Raw genomic sequence first — 16,275 nt, forward strand, 5'->3', positions numbered from 1 at the left:
GACTGATCTTGCAGCAGTAAGGGCTTCCCTAGTTGCTACGGGTAGTGCTTACACGTTGTATAGCGGGCTGTTTGCAAGCGTGAGTGGTACGCTGCCTGCTGGTAATGCAACGTCTGATGAGCGACGAGCCCGCGCCACTTTTGCAAAAAATGCAGCTTTTGTGTTGCTACTGAACCGCAAACCTGAAGGTGTAGGATCAGTAACGCCCCTCTCCGAAGCGGAGCAAACTGCACTACTTCAGCATGCTCAAACGGCGCTAGAGACGTGCAATACTGCCGTAGAGGCCTTTGCAAGCTTTTCGGGTGCTACTTACACCCAATGGCAGTGGCGCTCAAAAGAACTGTTAGATTACTTGATTGCCTACGACTTGCTCAGGGGGGCTGGAGTACCCGTAACTACTCTAGGAGCTGCTACGGGGCGGCTGCAGGAATTCGCGGGCAACCTATATGCTCAGTCGAACCGACCGTTTTTGGGTGTTGGGTTCTATGCCAACGTCAAGAACAACCACACGCTGATGACGGCAGCGGCGTTAGGTATGGCGGCTATAGTGCTCAACGATGTCGTAAGTACCGACCCCAACCGACAGCCCAGTAACTGGATCAACGCAGGTATGTATCACATCGATAACGTGCTGTGGGAGGATGCCAAACGGCAGTCGGACCCTACTACGGTGGCTGGATACGCGGAGGGCCCCTATTACTTTAAGTATGCCTTCCTGAACTGCCTACCGTTTTTCCGGGCCATGGGCAACTTTCTACCTGCCGGCTCCTTACCCTATACGTACGGAAACACTACGCGCAGCATTCCAAACCCGTACTACGACGCTCGCTATAACCGGCTGTATGAGTGGATAACCGCCATTCTGATGCCTGATGGTCGGTTTCCGGCGTTGGAAGACTCCTACATAGACATGGGAATGCCGGAGTTAGCTTTGACGGGGAACCCTCGTTACGTTCGTCCGCTAGCCCTCAGCCATCTGTCTACCTCTCAGCTGACCACACTCACCGCCCAATTGCGCGACGTGACCGTGGACATGCGGGCAGCCTACCTGGCCGCCAATGTTGTGCCTACGGCTTCGGCGGCACCAGCTCTTACAGCCTTACCCCAAAGCGGAAACCTGATTTTTCGCTCGGGGGCTGATACTCTGGCCACGTACCTGCATGTTTATGGTAAGAATGGTGCGGCACTAGAAAATTCTGGGGGACATAACCAAGGCGATGCCAGCAGCTTCATTCTGCATGCTTACGGCCAGTTACTAGCCTAGATGCTGGCTACCTGAGCTATAACCGACGCAACGAGGTAGGTAATGCCACCAACCACAACTTGCTCTTGGTAGACGGTGCGGGTCCGCTCATTGGCACTACCGGTGCGGCCAACGATGCCCCAGCGTCCATCCAGAACACTTTTCAAACGCCCCAGCTTGCATATGGCGAAGTGCAAACCACGTACCGGCAAGCTACTATCATCCGTAAGACGCTGTTTGTTCGGAACACGTATTTTCTGCTGACCGACGCTATAACGGCGCCCAGTGAGCACACGTATACCTGGCAGCTTCACGGCTACGGTCTGGAAAACGGCACGGCTGCCACGGGTACTTTCAGCGGAAACCTAGCTGCAGGAGAAGGAACATGGCTAAAGAATGGGGTGCACTTGCAGGCGCACGTCACGGCTACGGGAAACGCCACTACCTACGATACCGCCACAGGCAGCCATGAGCTGACCTACGAGACTCCTGAAAGTCATACTACCTTGCTGGCACGAAAAAGTGGAGCCAACACCACTCAATTTTTGGCTGCTCTTTACCCCTATACCACTACAGCGCCACGTATTAGCACAACCAGCACGGCCACCACAGCCGGCTTGGTTACTCAATTAGGGTTTACGGATGTGGCGTTTGCACAAGCTGATACGGTGCTTACTTCCACTACCTCGGCCCTACCAGAGTCCGTCCAAGCTGATGGCTTGGTTAATTTTTATTCAGTAGATGCGACTGGTGGTTTCGCGCAGCTCTTTTTGCAGGAAGGTACTACCCTCCTCTATGGTGCAGCTACCGTAGTGCAGGCCAGCCGCCGGGCCACTATTAGCTGGGAAAAGACGGGACTGGCTCGCTACCAGGGCTACGCCAGCAAACCTACCACGCTGCTACTTACGCTAGCGCAGCCCCCGCGCACGGTGGAGGGCGAAGGCGTCGAGCAATTTGCCTACAACACAACTAGCCACCAACTCAGTGTTACCCTAAGCCAAGCCTCTACGTTTTCAGTAGTAACCGGTGCTAGCCAGCCTTTGCCCGTTACCCTAACTCGGTTTGTGGCCCAACGGCAGCCAACTGGCAACGTTCAACTCACGTGGCGCACGGCCTCTGAGCACAGCAACTCCCACTTTCATGTGCAGCGGCAGGTAGGAGCAGAAAGCTTCCGCACACTAGACGCCATAACTGGCCGCGGCACTACCACTACTGCCACCGACTATTCCTTTCTTGATGGGGCTGCACCGGCCACGCAACTGTACTACCGTTTGCAGCAGGAAGATCAAGATGGCACCATCACCTATAGTAGCGTAGTAGCGGTGGAGCCCATGCTGGCAGACACGCGCTTGCACATAGCGCCCGTTCCCGCCCAGGACTATCTTACTATATCCTGGGCTAACCCTGCCCAAAAAGTGCGCGTGCGGCTACTCAATAACTTGGGCCAGACGGTTCTGCAACAGGCCTTTCAGCATTCTACTACCTTGAACATCAGCACCTTGCCACCAGGCATCTACTACGCGGTGTTGGTCGACGAGGCTGGGCACATGTTGACCACCAGCGAAAAGGTAGTCGTTAGCCGGTAGTTACTCGCTCTGTGCTACCTGGAAAGCAACAGGGGCTGGATTCGATCTGTCGAATCCAGCCCCTGTTAGTAAGGCACAAACTTTGAAATGCTGCTCAGATTAACGCAGAGGGCCTTTCATACCCATCATACGAGCCATTTGCTGCATGCCGCCTTTCGTCTGGCTCATTTTATTCATGGTACGCATCACTTTGCGCATGTCCTCAAATTGCTTCATCAGATTGTTTACCTGCTGAATATCGGTACCGGAGCCCTTAGCTAGACGACGACGGCGCGAGCCGTTGAGCAGTTCTGGCTGAGCCCGCTCCTTGGGAGTCATACTCTTGATGATGGCCTCAATGGGTTTGAAAGCGTCATCGTCAATTTCAACGTCTTTGAGGGCCTTGCCCATGCCGGGAATCATACCCACCAGATCCTTCAGATTGCCCATCTTCTTGATCTGATCTAACTGGGACAGGAAGTCATCGAAGTTGAACTGGTTTTTGCGGATCTTCTGGTTGATGCGCTTGGCCTCTTCCTCGTCGAACTGCTGCTGGGCGCGCTCTACCAACGAAATTACGTCGCCCATGCCCAGAATACGCTGGGCCATACGGTCGGGGTAGAACAGGTCGAGGGCCTCCATTTTCTCGCCCGTCGAGATGAACTTGATGGGCTTCTCTACCACAGCCCGGATGCTGAGTGCCGCCCCACCGCGCGAGTCACCGTCGAGCTTGGTTAGCACCACACCATCAAAGTTCAGACGGTCGTTGAAGGTCTTTGCCGTATTTACGGCGTCCTGACCCGTCATGGAGTCCACCACGAACAGGGTTTCGGCGGGGTTAATGGCCCGCTTCACCTGCTCAATTTCGGCCATCATCTGCTCATCTACAGCCAAACGGCCAGCGGTGTCAATGATGACTACCTTCTTGTTGTTTTTGCGGGCGTACTCAATGGCGCTCTGCGAAATCTGCACCGGATTCTTGTTTTCCGGCTCCGAGTACACTTCCACGTCAATTTGCTCGCCCAGCACTTTCAGCTGGTCAATAGCGGCGGGGCGGTACACGTCGCACGCCACTAGTAGCACGTTGCGGCCCTGCTTTTTCATGTGGGCCGCCAGCTTGCCGGCAAAAGTAGTCTTACCCGAACCCTGCAAACCCGACAGCAGTACTACCGCCGGCTCGCCTTTGATGACGATATCCTGCTTCTCGCCGCCCATCAGTTCGGTGAGTTCGTCATACACAATCTTGGTCATCAGCTGGCCCGGCGATACGCTAATGAGCACGTCGCGGCCCATGGCCTCGTCCTTGATTTTGTCAGTTACCTCCTTGGCTACTTTATAGTTTACGTCGGCATCCACAAGAGCCCGACGAATTTCCTTTACAGTGGCGGCAACGTTGATTTCGGTGATACTGCCTTGGCCTTTAAGGGTCTTAAAAGCGCGGTCGAGTTTGGTACTAAGGTTATCGAACATCGGTAGATGTGCTGATTAGTAATGGAATGATGTGCGACTCTGGAAGAGCGTCATAAAGAAAGCCTATCGGCAGCCCGCCCAATGTGGTTCAGACATACGACCGGTGGCACTGCGGCAAGAGCGGCTAGTTCAGCCTTCAAAAGTAACCAGAAAACCTCGAAAGGCCGCATCTGCTTACCTTCGCGCCTTGTCTGTTCTCTTCCTCTGCTACCTGTGTCTGCCGTTCGTCCGCTTCGCCTGCTTGTCATTACGTATTACTGGCCGCCATCGGGCGGGGCCGGAGTGCAGCGCAGCCTTAAGTTTGTCAAGCATCTACCTCAGGTTGGAGTAGAGCCCACCGTCATTACCGTTGATCCTCACCAGGGAGCTTATCCCGTATTAGATGAGTCGCTGGCGGCCGACGTGCCGGCCGGCGTCCGCGTAATACGCACGAGCACCTTTGAGCCCTTCGACAGCTATAAAAAACTAACGGGCAAGCAGGTGCCTTACGGAGGCTTTGTGGGTGAAAGCAAGACTAGCCTGGTTGGTCGTCTTTTCAAATTTGTGCGGGGCAACCTGTTTATACCAGATGCACGCCGGGGCTGGAACCGCTATGCGCTGCGGGCAGTAGCCCAGCTGCTAGAAGCTGGGGAACAGTTCGACGCCGTACTAACTAGCTCGCCCCCCCACTCTACCCAACTGATTGGGCTGGAATTGAAGCGCCGCTATGGCCTACGGTGGCTAGCCGACATGCGCGACCCGTGGACGGATATTTACTATTATAAGGAGCTAAACCATACGCCCGTGGCTCGCTGGCTGGATGCGCGCTACGAGCGGCACGTACTGGAACAGGCCGACGCCATCTTGGTAACGAGCCCGAACACTAAGCGCCTATTCCAGCACAAATCGGCGCAGATTGGGGCTGAAGCTATCCACGTGCTGCCAAACGGCTACGACGAAGATGACTTCCGGCTGCCCAGCCAGCCTCCGCACAACGCCTTGCTCATCACCCACACGGGCACTATCTCGGAAACCTACCACATTGAGCAGTTGCTACGCGCCTGCGCCGAGTGCCTACGTCGCCACCCCGCGGTGCCGCTGCGCCTGCGCTTCGTGGGTAAAGTGTCGGAGGGAGTGCAGCGCCAAGTGCAGGCAGCCGGGCTAGCCCAGCACACCGAGTTTGTGCCCTTCGTCCCTCACGACGAATCAGTGGGGTACCTGCTCCGCGCTACCGTACTACTCATGGCCATTCCCGACGTAGCTAACAACCTCGGCATTCTGCCAGGGAAAGTATTTGAGTACTTAGCTGCCAACAAGCCCATTCTGTGCGTAGGCCCCACCGGCTCCGACGCCGACACGCTGCTGCAAGCGTGTGGTGCCGGCCATGCCCTTCCCTACGACAACTACGACATGATGCTGACTCGCTTAGAAGCACTAGCGGTCCAGTGGCAGCACAACCCAAACCTAGACTTGCCAGCGGGCCGGGCTACTGCCTACTCCCGTCGCGCCCTAACACGGCAATTGGCCGCCCTCATAAAGCCGTAACACAGCCCGTCATTAAGGACTTGATACCAGGCAGCTTACTTGAACAACCCGCGCAGCTTGCTAGGCACCAAACTAGTAGCGCGTGCCTTCAAGTCGGTCCAAGCGGAGTGGTTTAGGTGGCTGCCGCGCCACTCCCCGATGGCCGTTGCCAGGCGCTGGGCCAAAGTCCGGTAGTGCTGGCGCTGGTAGTGGCGCAGGTTATTGGTTACGTCGGTGGGCGTGCGAATGAATTCCCGCACATCTACCACGTAGCAATTGGCCGCGGAGGCCACAAAGTCCAGTAAGGCTTGGTTGAGGAGAGCATGGCGCTGCACTGCGCCCACTTCGCCAGAACTGGGTACCTCTATTTCGGTACCGTTGAGGAAGAAAATGGGCACCTGAGCGGGCACTTGGGCGCGCAGCCATTCCAGATTTTCGAGAAAGCGGGCGGGTGGTAGCTGGCCCACTAGTTCAAACTCCCGCTGAAAACGAAGCAGGAAGGCTTCGTCCATACCCTGAAACCGGCGCTGGGCATACTTCGCAGCTTGCGCGGCCGGGTCTAGGGCCAGCAGGTTTTGGTAGCCCCCAAAGGGTACTTCGCGGCCAGTGGCTTTTTCGCAGTAGATCTCCTGCGTGTAATCCATCAGCGGGCTATACACCAGCACGTCGTACTGCCCATTCCAGAGCTTCGTATCGAAGGCTTCTTGGCCCAGAAAAGGTAGTGCCGCAGCCAAGCGCCGCTGCTCGGCTACGGGCCACTCGCGCCCAGCCCGCAGCAAAACGGTGTGCTCTAGGTGCACTGGTATCTGATGCTCGTTGTTGTAGTTGAACTCTTCTTCCACCGTCAAGTCGAAGGCTTGCAGGAAAGGCGTGAGCTGCCCAAGGTCGCAGCCGCCTTTCAGCAATACCCGCAAATGGCTGGCAATAGGACTGATGGTGGCAGGAGACTGACTTCCCCTAGCGGCAATGGTAATCCAGTCAGGCTTTTCCGTTGCGTTCAGCTCAGTGGCTACCTCACCCTGCACCGCAAGGCTAGGAAAGCCCAAATGCGCATACGTAAACTGCTCAATACCTAAGTGCAGAATACGGCAAGAAAACACAAACTGCTCCAACCGATTTTCTGCTGTCTGCACGCAGTACACCCCTACCAAACCGTAGTCGCCGAAGCGGTCCTGCACGCGCACGGTGCCCCAGCGCCGGGTGGGGTCCTCCAGACTGCGCTGCAAGGCTTCCCGCGTGACGCGCTGCTTGGTGAAGTTGAGCTGATTAGACCGATTGATTAGCTCCTCGATACGAGCTAGGTCGGGGAACACTGCCTCCGCCTCTCGGAACTCAATATGCACCTGCGCATCGCGCAGGAAGGCCAAGTTATCATCGTACTGGGTGCGCGCCTGCTGTTGGCGCTCCAGCAGCTTGTACTGCTCTAAGCGCGAAAAGCCCGGATCAGGTTTGCCACTGGCGCGCAGTTGAGGAGCAAGCTGAGGCAGGTCGGCCGGGTCGGCTACTTGTAGCGTGGGGTTGTAGTAGTGCGCCTCGGCTCGGTTGGCGGGGTTATCATCCAGAAATAGCGCGTTGGGTGCCCGCAACTGCATTTGCTCTAGCAGCTGCTTGATAATAGGTCCCTTCGGCTGCCAACTTATTTGGGGAAACACGAATAAGTCGCGAATGCCCAGTTCTACGAGCTTGGCTTCGGCGGGAGCAAAGTCGTTTTTACTTACAATGGTGTGCACGATGCCCCGAGCTGCCGTATCGCGCACTAGCTGTAGATTTTCTTCCAGCGCCTCCACGGCCCCTTCCGAGAGCGTGCCACGCCAGAAAGTATCATCTAAGTCCCAAATAATGACTTTTATGGGCGAATCGGCTGCTAGTTCCATCGAGTGCAGAGTGTATAGTGTCGGCGGCCAGCAAGCCATTGTCAAAGCGTTTCATTACCTGAATGAATAACCGACAACCGGAAACTGGCCACTGAACACAGGCAAAGCTACGGAAGCTCCCGCCGGAATGCCTACTTTTGCTGCCCTTACTCCGGCCGGCATAGTTGCTGGCTTTGTTTCTGCATCATGGCCCTCGACCTCAATCATAAATCCATTCTGGTAACTGGTGGTACCGGTTCGTTCGGTAAGCAGTTCGTGCAAACCGTCTTCGAAAAATTTCCGCAGGTAAAGCGCTTGGTTGTGTATTCGCGCGATGAACTGAAGCAGTTCGAGATGTCGCAGATATTTCCGCACTCCAAGTATCCCGCTATTCGCTATTTCATTGGCGACGTACGCGACCCCGAGCGCATGAAGCGCGCCTGCGAGGGCGTTGATATCATTGTACACGCTGCGGCCCTTAAGCAAGTGCCCGCCGCCGAGTACAATCCTATGGAATGCATTAAAACTAACATCTTTGGGGCCGAAAACGTTATCAACGCGGCCCTCGATTGCGGGGTGCAGGACGTAGTAGCCCTAAGCACTGATAAGGCGGCAGCACCCATCAATCTGTATGGTGCTACCAAGCTATGCTCGGATAAGCTGTTTGTGGCGGCTAACAACATGAAAGGCGCCCGCGACCTGCGTTTCTCGGTGGTGCGGTATGGCAACGTAATTGGCTCCCGGGGCTCAGTAGTTCCCTTCTTCCTGCAGCGGCGGGAGTCAGGGGTGCTACCCATTACTCACCCCGACATGACGCGCTTCAACATCTCCCTGGAAGAAGGCGTTGACCTAGTACTATATGCCCTGGAGCATAGTTGGGGCGGCGAAATCTTCGTTCCTAAGATTCCGAGCTACAAAATTACGGAAGTAGCCAAAGCCATTGGTCCCGAATGCCGCCAGGAAATTGTAGGTATTCGACCAGGTGAGAAGCTGCACGAAGAAATGATTACCGAAACGGATGCGCTCAGCACCGTGGAGTTGGACAAGTACTACGTTATCCTGCCCTTCACTCCGCGCTGGGACGTAGACGAGTTTGTGCGCCATTTCCACGGTCGTCGTGTGGAGCCAGGCTTCTACTACGATTCGGCTAATAACACGGAATGGCTGTCGGCCGAGCAGATTCGGGAGGAGATTCGCCTGCACGTAGATCCGAGCTTCACTGCTTAGTCTATTATTCTACAACTCCAACGGCCCGCTGCTCTAGTAGAGCGGCGGCCGTTGGAGTTTTTGGCCGTAAGCGAAGCCTAGCGCGCTACCTGCACCCACCCCCGGTAGAGCTGTCCGGTAGTGGCATTTTTGAGCATGTAGTAATAAACGCCATCTGGGTGACCATCAGCGTTCCAGCCATTGTCGTAGCTAGTGGTTTCGTACACCTGACGGCCCCAACGGTTGTAGACAACCAAGCTCCATGCCTTCGGATTCAGGCCTTTCAGCACGAAGGTTTCGTTGTTCTGGTCCTTATTGGGGGTGATGATGTTGGGGATTTCAAAAGGACACTCGGCTGCCATTACTACGCGCTCGTCGCGGCTTACGCACCCATTCGCCGAGGTCACTTCCACGGAGTACGTGCCACCCACAGTAGCGGAGTAGGTGGCAGCGGTAGAGCCATCTTGCCAGCGGTATGTGCTACCGACCGGCTGGTGGCCTACCGTCAGCACCAAAGGCTGCTGCAAGCATAAGGTGGTATCTTGGCCTAGATTTACGGTTGGCAGGGGTACTGCCTCTACTTGCGTGCTGGCTTGTGCCGTGCAGCCCGGGGGCAGCGTCACGACCACGGAGTACGTGCCGGAAGTACGCACAACAAACGTGGCGCCGGTGGAGCCATCTTGCCAGCGGTAGGTAGCTCCCGCTGGCTGCACCCCGGCCGACAGCGTTAGGGTTTGTCCTTGGCACAGGCGTTGCAGGGCTGGGCCCAAGGTAAGCACTGGTGGTGCTACTACTTGTACGGTGGCACTGCCACGAGTAGTGCAACCTTGGGCATTAGTCACATCTACGTAGTACTGGCCAGATGTAGTAGCGGTAAAGCTTGCGTTGGTAGAGCCATCCTGCCACCGGAAAGTGGTACCCGTTGGCTGCGAACCCGCCGTAAGCGTCACGGGTTGCCCCTGGCACACTTGCTGCACCGATGGGCCTAGATTTACAGTTGGCACTGGCGACACCGTTACTGTGCTGCTAACTGTGATGGGCGCAGCCATACCCGGCTCTGTTACGGATAGGGTCACAGTGTACGTACCTGGCGCAGAAAACGTATGCGTTGGCGTAAGGCCTGTTGCTGTGTTGGCAGTGCCTGATGTGGCATCCCCAAAGTTCCACGTAGCTACGGCCACGCCACTTCCTCCTCCAATAGTTGCCGCAAACGGTGTAGCTGTCCCAAAACAAACCGTGTTACTGGTGAATGCAGCCGTGAGAGGACGCACAGGTAAACTACGGTTGTTCGGTAGTCCAATTTGGCAGACCCGGTTACCAAGATTAACCCCTGAGGACTGAAAGTCACAAGCGCTACCGAGTCTATCCGGTTCATTAATGACACCCACAAAGTTCGACTCATATTGAGCAACGTAGATTTTACCATTTGGCCCTAGCTGTAAGGCACCAGCGTAGCCAGACGTATAGCCTACTATCATGCCTGAGGCCGCAATAGCGGCACTAGAACCTGCTTGCAGGTTGAATTGCATCAAGCTGTTCCCGTCCAGATTGGTACCGTATAGCTTAGTACCATCGGGCGAAAATTCTACACCGTAGCTGCGGTAAAATTGCCGCAGTGGCACGTAATTACTAAGCCGGCCAGTAAAATTATTGAAGTCGAACAACTCAAAACTACCATCTCGAATACCAACGGCTAACTTATTCCCGGCTGGGGAAGCTTTCATATAGCTACTGCATTGGCATTTTGATAGTTCCCCCCGCCTCCTGTGTGCACTGACCCAACGCTTGAAATGATTGGTGTCGTGGTCAATCCATTGCGCGTTAGCAAGTACGCTAGAAACTGATTGGACTGCCACTGGTGGACAAGAATCCAACTATCCGTACCGTTAGCATGCGGTACTACTGTCAGCTTTTCTGTCACGCTGCCACTGGCTACTTGCACAGCTTTATTTACCACAGCACCTAGTCCACTTTGCTGCGTCATATCTATCAGTGAATACTTCAGCCCACCCTGCAGGTAGTTGTCACATCCATCCACCACAAACAGGTAGTACTGATTACTATTAGCTGGACTTTGCACAATAGCAGCCCCCTGGCTTGCCGATTCATGCCCACCTAGCACCTGACCATTTTGCATAAGCGCGTGGTTCCGATTCCACACATTGACGCTATTAGTATAAAACAGCAAGTTCCCAGCACCATCCGATACTGAGGCACATGCTTCATACGTGCTCATGGCGCTAGTTGTCAACGCTACCGGAGTTGCTCCTGCGAAGCTTATACCAGCATTGCGTCCAAATAGCCAGTTATTATTTTCCTTCTGCGCAAACAGGCAATGCTGAGTGGCAAGAAGTATTATCAGCGTAAATATTTTTTTCATGTAGCTCAGTCACATTTCAATTACATTGCTCTAGCACTCAATATGTTAAAGTGATAATCCGCCTTAATACTTAGTGAAGTAGCTCCACAAAGCTAGAAAACACTCTGTGGATCCTGAATGTATCTGCGCCATTAATTTTCCCACACTCAGACCTTCCTATTCGTACAGGACAGCCTACCGTACCTACCACACAAATACCACATGGAAAAGGTGGGCACGTATCTTTGTTCAAAGAGCTAACCAAACCTGCTCTTATAAGCTTGTTTCTGCGCTTCCACCAGTTAGTACTGGCTCATTTATCCTTTCCAATGTCATTTCAGCCCGGTCAGCCTATTCCTTACGGTCGCCAGCACATCACATCTGAAGATGTACAAGCCGTAACCGAAACCTTGTATTCTGACTATCTTACTCAAGGTCCTAAAGTAGCAGAGTTCGAAGCGAAGTTTGCCACCTATATAGGAGCCAGATATGCAGTGGCCGTTAGCAATGGTACGGCTGCTCTCCACCTATGCGCCCTAGCCTTAGGCGTTCAACCAGGGCAGCGTGTTATTACCACGCCCATCACTTTTTCGGCCTCCGCTAACTGTGTGCGCTATTGCGGCGGAGAGGTTTACTTTGCAGATATTGATCCAGGAACAGGTTTACTGGATTTACATGCCGTACGACGCCTGTTAGAAAGCCACCCCAAGGGATATTTTCAAGGGTTAATTCCAGTAGATTTTGCTGGCCTAGCAATAAACCTAGAAGCTGCCCGTCTGCTAGCCGATGAGTTCGGCTTGTGGATCATTGAAGATGCGTGCCACGCTCCTGGCGGGTTCTTTACTGATTCTACTGGAAAGGTGCAACGCTGCGGCAATGGCGCCTTTGCCGATCTGGCTATTTTCAGCTTTCATCCTGTGAAACATATTGCCACTGGTGAAGGCGGTATGATTACTACCAATAATCCTGCGCTTTACGAGCATCTACTCCGCCTGCGCACTCATGGCATTACAAAAGATCCTATTCAAATGGAGCGTCATGATGGTGGCTGGTACATGGAGATGCAGGAATTAGGCTACAATTACCGAATGCCTGACATGCTATGTGCTCTAGGTATCAGCCAACTCACTCGTGCTGAAGAAGGCCTAGCTCGTCGTCACATGCTAGCCACGCGTTATGACGCAGCTTTTGCATCTGTACTAGCCGTGCAGCCGCTAGCTGGAGCAGCGGGCCATGCCTATCATCTGTACGTTATTAAAGTACCTGATCGTAAAGGGTTGTATGACTTTCTGCGGGACCGACATGTCTTTGCCCAAGTGCATTACATTCCGGTTCACACAATGCCATATTATCAAAGTCTTGGCTGGCAAACTGGAGATTTTCCTCTGGCTGAAGAGTATTATGCACATTGCCTTAGCATTCCGTTGTACCCAAGCCTTACCGATGCTGAACAAGACTATGTAATAGAGTCCATAAAAGAGTACGTAAACAAATGAAGATTTCTCCTCCCAACCCGTCAGGCGTCGGTATTGTGTCGCAAGCACGTATGGGCAGTACCCGTTTACCGGGCAAGATATTGCGTACAGCACGCGGGATTTCTATGCTGGAGTTTCATGTACGCCGCCTACAGGCTAGTGGCCTGCCCATATACATTGCCACGACTACATTACCAGAAGATGATGTTACTGAACTGCATGCTCGCCAGTTAGGTATTCCATGTTTTCGGGGTAGCTCCGATGATGTACTTAGCCGGTATCATGCGCCGCCACTGAATTCGGACTTGACACTATTGTTCGTGTTACTTCTGATTGCCCACTTATTGATGGAGTACTGGTTCGACAAGGAGTAGAACAGTATCAAATGGCCGCTAATCCTCATCTCTATTTATCAAACGGCATTATTCGCACTTTTCCTAGGGGGTTTGATTTTGAAGTATTTTCTGCTGGCCTACTTGCCGAAGCCCAGCGTCTTGCTACGAGCGACTCTGACCGGGAGCATGTTACTCCTTACATCCATCAAAACCGCTCGGGCAACGTTGCTTATGCTCACATTACCCGGGAGGCCGACGCTAGCCGCTTGCGTGTAACTTTAGATACACCCGAAGATTTTGACTTGCTGCACACCTTACTAGCGCAATACCACGCCGATGACTTGTCAGGTGAAGCGTTGATTGCATTGTTGGAAGCACACCCCGAACTAGTGGCTCTGAATGCGGAAATCGAGCAAAAGAAATATGATTTCACGCGGTAATGTCTTCTACTCTATTTTGGAGAGCTAATTAATGCGCCTTGTATTTCGCGCCGATGGCAATGCCACCATCGGGTTAGGTCATATCGTCCGATCACTAGCCCTAGCAAGCATGGTAAGGGCAGGGGAAAATGACTACGTGTTAGCTCGTAATCCGTCGGGTGTAGTTAAAAACTTAGTTCAGGACGCAGGACTACGGCTGGTAGAACTACCAGAATGTGCGCTACAAACAGAAGCTGATTATTTAAGCGCCCAATTTCTCAATGCCACTGATATAGTTGTCCTAGACGGTTATGCATTTGACTATGACTATCAACAACGCATCAAGAGCAGTGGGTGTCGGCTGGTATGCATAGACGACTTGCATCAGGGACAGTTTGTAGCAGATTTGGTCATAAATCACTCGCCAGGAATAACGGCAGACATGTATCATGGGCTCCCAACAACCCGCTTTTGCTTAGGACCCGCATATTCCTTGCTACGTCCACCATTTCTGCAACACAGTCAGTTACCACGTGCTACAGCTCCTATTCATAGCATACTGCTATGCTTCGGTGGCGCCGACCCCCTACAGTTAACTGATCGTTGTGCCGCAATGCTCCTTTCTGCATATCCCTCTATCCGACGCCTCGGAGTTGTTATGGGTGGGGCTGCTGCAACTTCCTCAGCAATAACAGCCCTACAAGGTGCTTACCCTGCTACAGAAATAGAAGAGTTTAGAGGACTCTCAGCTGCTGCCATGGTGCAGGTATTAGCGAACTACGATGCCATTATTTGTCCCGCTAGCACTATTCTCATCGAAGCCTTAGTATTGGGGGTTCCCGCTATAACGGGATATTATGTTGATAATCAGCATTCATTGGCTGACTATGTTCAGCAAAATTATCATGCTTATTCGGTCGGTAATTTTGTTTCCTTAACTGATTCCGAACTCCACGATGCCCTGCAGCAAGGACTTGAGTGGCTTACGCACGCGTCTCGGCAACCGTACGTCGGCAATTTATCCCCAGAGCAGTTGCAGTACGAGTTTCGGTTATTACAATCAACTCATTAACTGTTTTTTTTCTACTCCCCTTTACTTTCCTAACACTGTCTTATGAAAGATTCTGATCTGATCAAACTTAACCGCCCATACGAATCAGAACATTTGTTACTCCGTAGCCTCAGACCCACTGACGTGAATGAGGATTTCTTGAGTTGGTTCCAGGACGATGGCCTGATGCGTTTCTATACGAATTCACGCCAGACTCACACTCGTGAGTCTTTGCTGGGCAACATTGAGCAGGGTATTGCTACTGGCACTACTTATGTCTTTGCTATTGTAGACAAAGAAACTCAAGCCTGCATTGGCACTATCAAGCTCGGGCCAATTAACCACGACCACAAAATAGCAGACCTCGTAGTACTCATCGGTGACCGACGGTTTCATGGACGGGGGCTGGCAGTGGAGGCCATCCGGCTAGGCAATGCAATTGCATTTCAAGAGTTTAATATCCGAAAGCTGTTTGGTGGGATGTTTGAAACCAACCAAAGCTCTTTTAAAGCCTACACCCGTGCTGGCTGGGTGGAAGAAGGCAGATTGAAGGCTCACTACCTTGTAGATGGGCATCCGGTAGACCGCATTTTAGTAGCTTGCTTTAATCCAGAAGTATTTCCGGAATTATCATAGGCTGTTTTCTGATATAACTTTCATATTAGACTATCAGTAGTACCTGTGATAAGCTTTAGCACCGGATTGTCTTGCTTGATGCCGATGTGATGACTACTGCTTCGTATTTTTGCCAAATGCAGATTTCTCTTGGCTCTCGTCTTGTTGGTCCTAATCAACCGCCCCTAATTATTGCTGAACTTAGCGGCAATCATAATCAGGACTTAAATCGTGGTCTGGCCATTGTGGACGCAATGGCTGCTGCTGGTGCTCATGCCATCAAGCTTCAGACCTACACGGCCGATACAATGACATTGCCAGGTGTGCATCGTATTGAAGATCCTCATTCACTTTGGTACGGGCGAGAGTTGCATGATCTTTACCAAGAGGCCCATACTCCGTGGGAATGGCATAAGCCTTGTTTGACCGCGCGCGCGCGCATGGCATGTTAGCCTTCAGTTCGCCTTTCGATGAGACAGCTGTCGATTTTCTAGAGACGCTCGATGTACCAGCATACAAAATTGCTTCCTTCGAAAATACTGACTGGCCTTTGTTACGGCGGGTAGCGGCAACAGGTAAACCAGTTATTATGAGTACTGGAGCTAGTCAGCTTTCGGAAATAGCAGAAGCAGTGCAAATACTGCGCGAGGCTGGTTGCAAAGACCTGATACTACTAAAGTGTACTAGCACATACCCCGCAACGCCGGAAAATACAAATCTGCGTACGCTACCTCACTTTCAGCAACTGTTTCCAGATTGCCTGGTAGGTCTTTCTGATCATACAATGGGTGTAGGAGCAGCGGTAGCTGCCGTGGCCTTGGGGGCATGCGCTGTGGAAAAGCACGTGACATTACGCCGGGCTGATGGTGGAGTAGACTCTGCATTTTCCTTAGAGCCTGCGGAGGTAGCTCAACTTGTTACGGAAACAGAGCGCGCTTGGCAATCTTTAGGACAAGTACAATATGGAGTGCAGCGCGCTGAACAGAACAGCCGCCTCTACAAACGCTCTCTGTATGTAGCTCAGGATATTAAAGCAGGGGATCTTTTTACAAAGGAAAACCTGCGTGTTGTGCGGCCTGGTGATGGTTTACCTCCTCGTTATTACGACCAAGTGCTTGGAAAACCTGCTCGTCAAGACTTAAAGGCTAGCACCCCTCTGACCTGGGAAGCCTTATAGCCAC

General features: G+C 52.9%; 13 protein-coding genes and 1 pseudogene. 10 read left to right on the forward strand and 4 right to left on the reverse strand.

Annotated features, from left to right (window positions below):
* Window positions 1-79: 79 nt before the first annotated feature.
* Window positions 80-1,264, forward strand: a complete 1,185-nt coding sequence (locus VI25_RS05810; RefSeq protein WP_152981509.1) for a hypothetical protein — start codon at window positions 80-82, stop codon at window positions 1,262-1,264.
* Between the two features lie 65 nt (window positions 1,265-1,329).
* The gene (locus VI25_RS05815) at window positions 1,330-2,829 is read left to right on the forward strand and encodes a T9SS type A sorting domain-containing protein (protein WP_052695145.1); all 1,500 of its coding nucleotides are present in this window, start codon (window positions 1,330-1,332) and stop codon (window positions 2,827-2,829) included.
* Window positions 2,830-2,928: 99 nt separating this feature from the next.
* Here VI25_RS05815 and ffh read toward each other — a convergent pair whose 3' ends face one another.
* Window positions 2,929-4,278, reverse strand: coding sequence for a signal recognition particle protein (ffh, locus tag VI25_RS05820; RefSeq protein WP_045688175.1), 1,350 nt, complete (start codon window positions 4,276-4,278; stop codon window positions 2,929-2,931).
* A gap of 213 nt (window positions 4,279-4,491) precedes the next feature.
* On the opposite strand from ffh, the gene VI25_RS05825 reads away from it, so the two are divergent.
* Complete coding sequence (locus VI25_RS05825) at window positions 4,492-5,802, forward strand: glycosyltransferase family 4 protein (RefSeq protein ID WP_236704906.1); 1,311 nt, start codon at window positions 4,492-4,494, stop codon at window positions 5,800-5,802.
* Between the two features lie 35 nt (window positions 5,803-5,837).
* Here the strand turns inward: VI25_RS05825 and VI25_RS05830 are convergent, their stop codons facing one another.
* Window positions 5,838-7,655, reverse strand: a complete 1,818-nt coding sequence (locus VI25_RS05830) for a hypothetical protein (RefSeq protein ID WP_052695146.1) — start codon at window positions 7,653-7,655, stop codon at window positions 5,838-5,840.
* A gap of 186 nt (window positions 7,656-7,841) precedes the next feature.
* On the opposite strand from VI25_RS05830, the gene pseB reads away from it, so the two are divergent.
* A complete protein-coding gene (gene pseB, locus VI25_RS05835; RefSeq protein ID WP_045688176.1) occupies window positions 7,842-8,861 on the forward strand; it encodes a UDP-N-acetylglucosamine 4,6-dehydratase (inverting) in 1,020 nt (339 codons plus the stop codon).
* 77 nt (window positions 8,862-8,938) lie between these two features.
* Here the strand turns inward: pseB and VI25_RS05840 are convergent, their stop codons facing one another.
* Window positions 8,939-10,564, reverse strand: coding sequence for a gliding motility-associated C-terminal domain-containing protein (locus VI25_RS05840; protein ID WP_045688177.1), 1,626 nt, complete (start codon window positions 10,562-10,564; stop codon window positions 8,939-8,941).
* A complete protein-coding gene (locus tag VI25_RS05845; protein WP_055562346.1) occupies window positions 10,561-11,220 on the reverse strand; it encodes a hypothetical protein in 660 nt (219 codons plus the stop codon). Before VI25_RS05845 ends, VI25_RS05840 begins: the two co-directional genes overlap by 4 nt.
* 308 nt (window positions 11,221-11,528) lie before the next feature.
* Here VI25_RS05845 and pseC point away from each other — a divergent pair, with 308 nt between their 5' ends.
* From pseC to pseI, 6 genes and pseudogenes are all read left to right on the forward strand, one after another.
* Window positions 11,529-12,695 (forward strand): UDP-4-amino-4,6-dideoxy-N-acetyl-beta-L-altrosamine transaminase, encoded by a 1,167-nt coding sequence (pseC, locus tag VI25_RS05850; protein ID WP_045688179.1) that lies wholly within the window; start codon window positions 11,529-11,531, stop codon window positions 12,693-12,695.
* Between the two features lie 50 nt (window positions 12,696-12,745).
* On the forward strand, window positions 12,746-13,048 hold the full coding sequence (locus VI25_RS26555; RefSeq protein ID WP_236704908.1) for a cytidylyltransferase domain-containing protein: 303 nt from the start codon (window positions 12,746-12,748) through the stop codon (window positions 13,046-13,048).
* An 11-nt stretch (window positions 13,049-13,059) separates the two neighbouring features.
* Window positions 13,060-13,449 (forward strand): hypothetical protein, encoded by a 390-nt coding sequence (locus VI25_RS26560; protein ID WP_236704909.1) that lies wholly within the window; start codon window positions 13,060-13,062, stop codon window positions 13,447-13,449.
* A gap of 31 nt (window positions 13,450-13,480) precedes the next feature.
* Window positions 13,481-14,500 (forward strand): UDP-2,4-diacetamido-2,4,6-trideoxy-beta-L-altropyranose hydrolase, encoded by a 1,020-nt coding sequence (gene pseG / locus VI25_RS05860; RefSeq protein WP_055562347.1) that lies wholly within the window; start codon window positions 13,481-13,483, stop codon window positions 14,498-14,500.
* A gap of 42 nt (window positions 14,501-14,542) precedes the next feature.
* A complete protein-coding gene (locus tag VI25_RS05865) occupies window positions 14,543-15,115 on the forward strand; it encodes a GNAT family N-acetyltransferase (protein WP_045688181.1) in 573 nt (190 codons plus the stop codon).
* 116 nt (window positions 15,116-15,231) lie between these two features.
* Window positions 15,232-16,271: pseudogene (gene pseI, locus VI25_RS05870) on the forward strand (pseudaminic acid synthase).
* Window positions 16,272-16,275 lie beyond the last annotated feature (4 nt).

Origin of the sequence: Hymenobacter sp. AT01-02, from assembly GCF_000961955.2 — a bacterium.
GTDB classification, from domain to species: Bacteria; Bacteroidota; Bacteroidia; order Cytophagales; family Hymenobacteraceae; genus Hymenobacter; species Hymenobacter mucosus.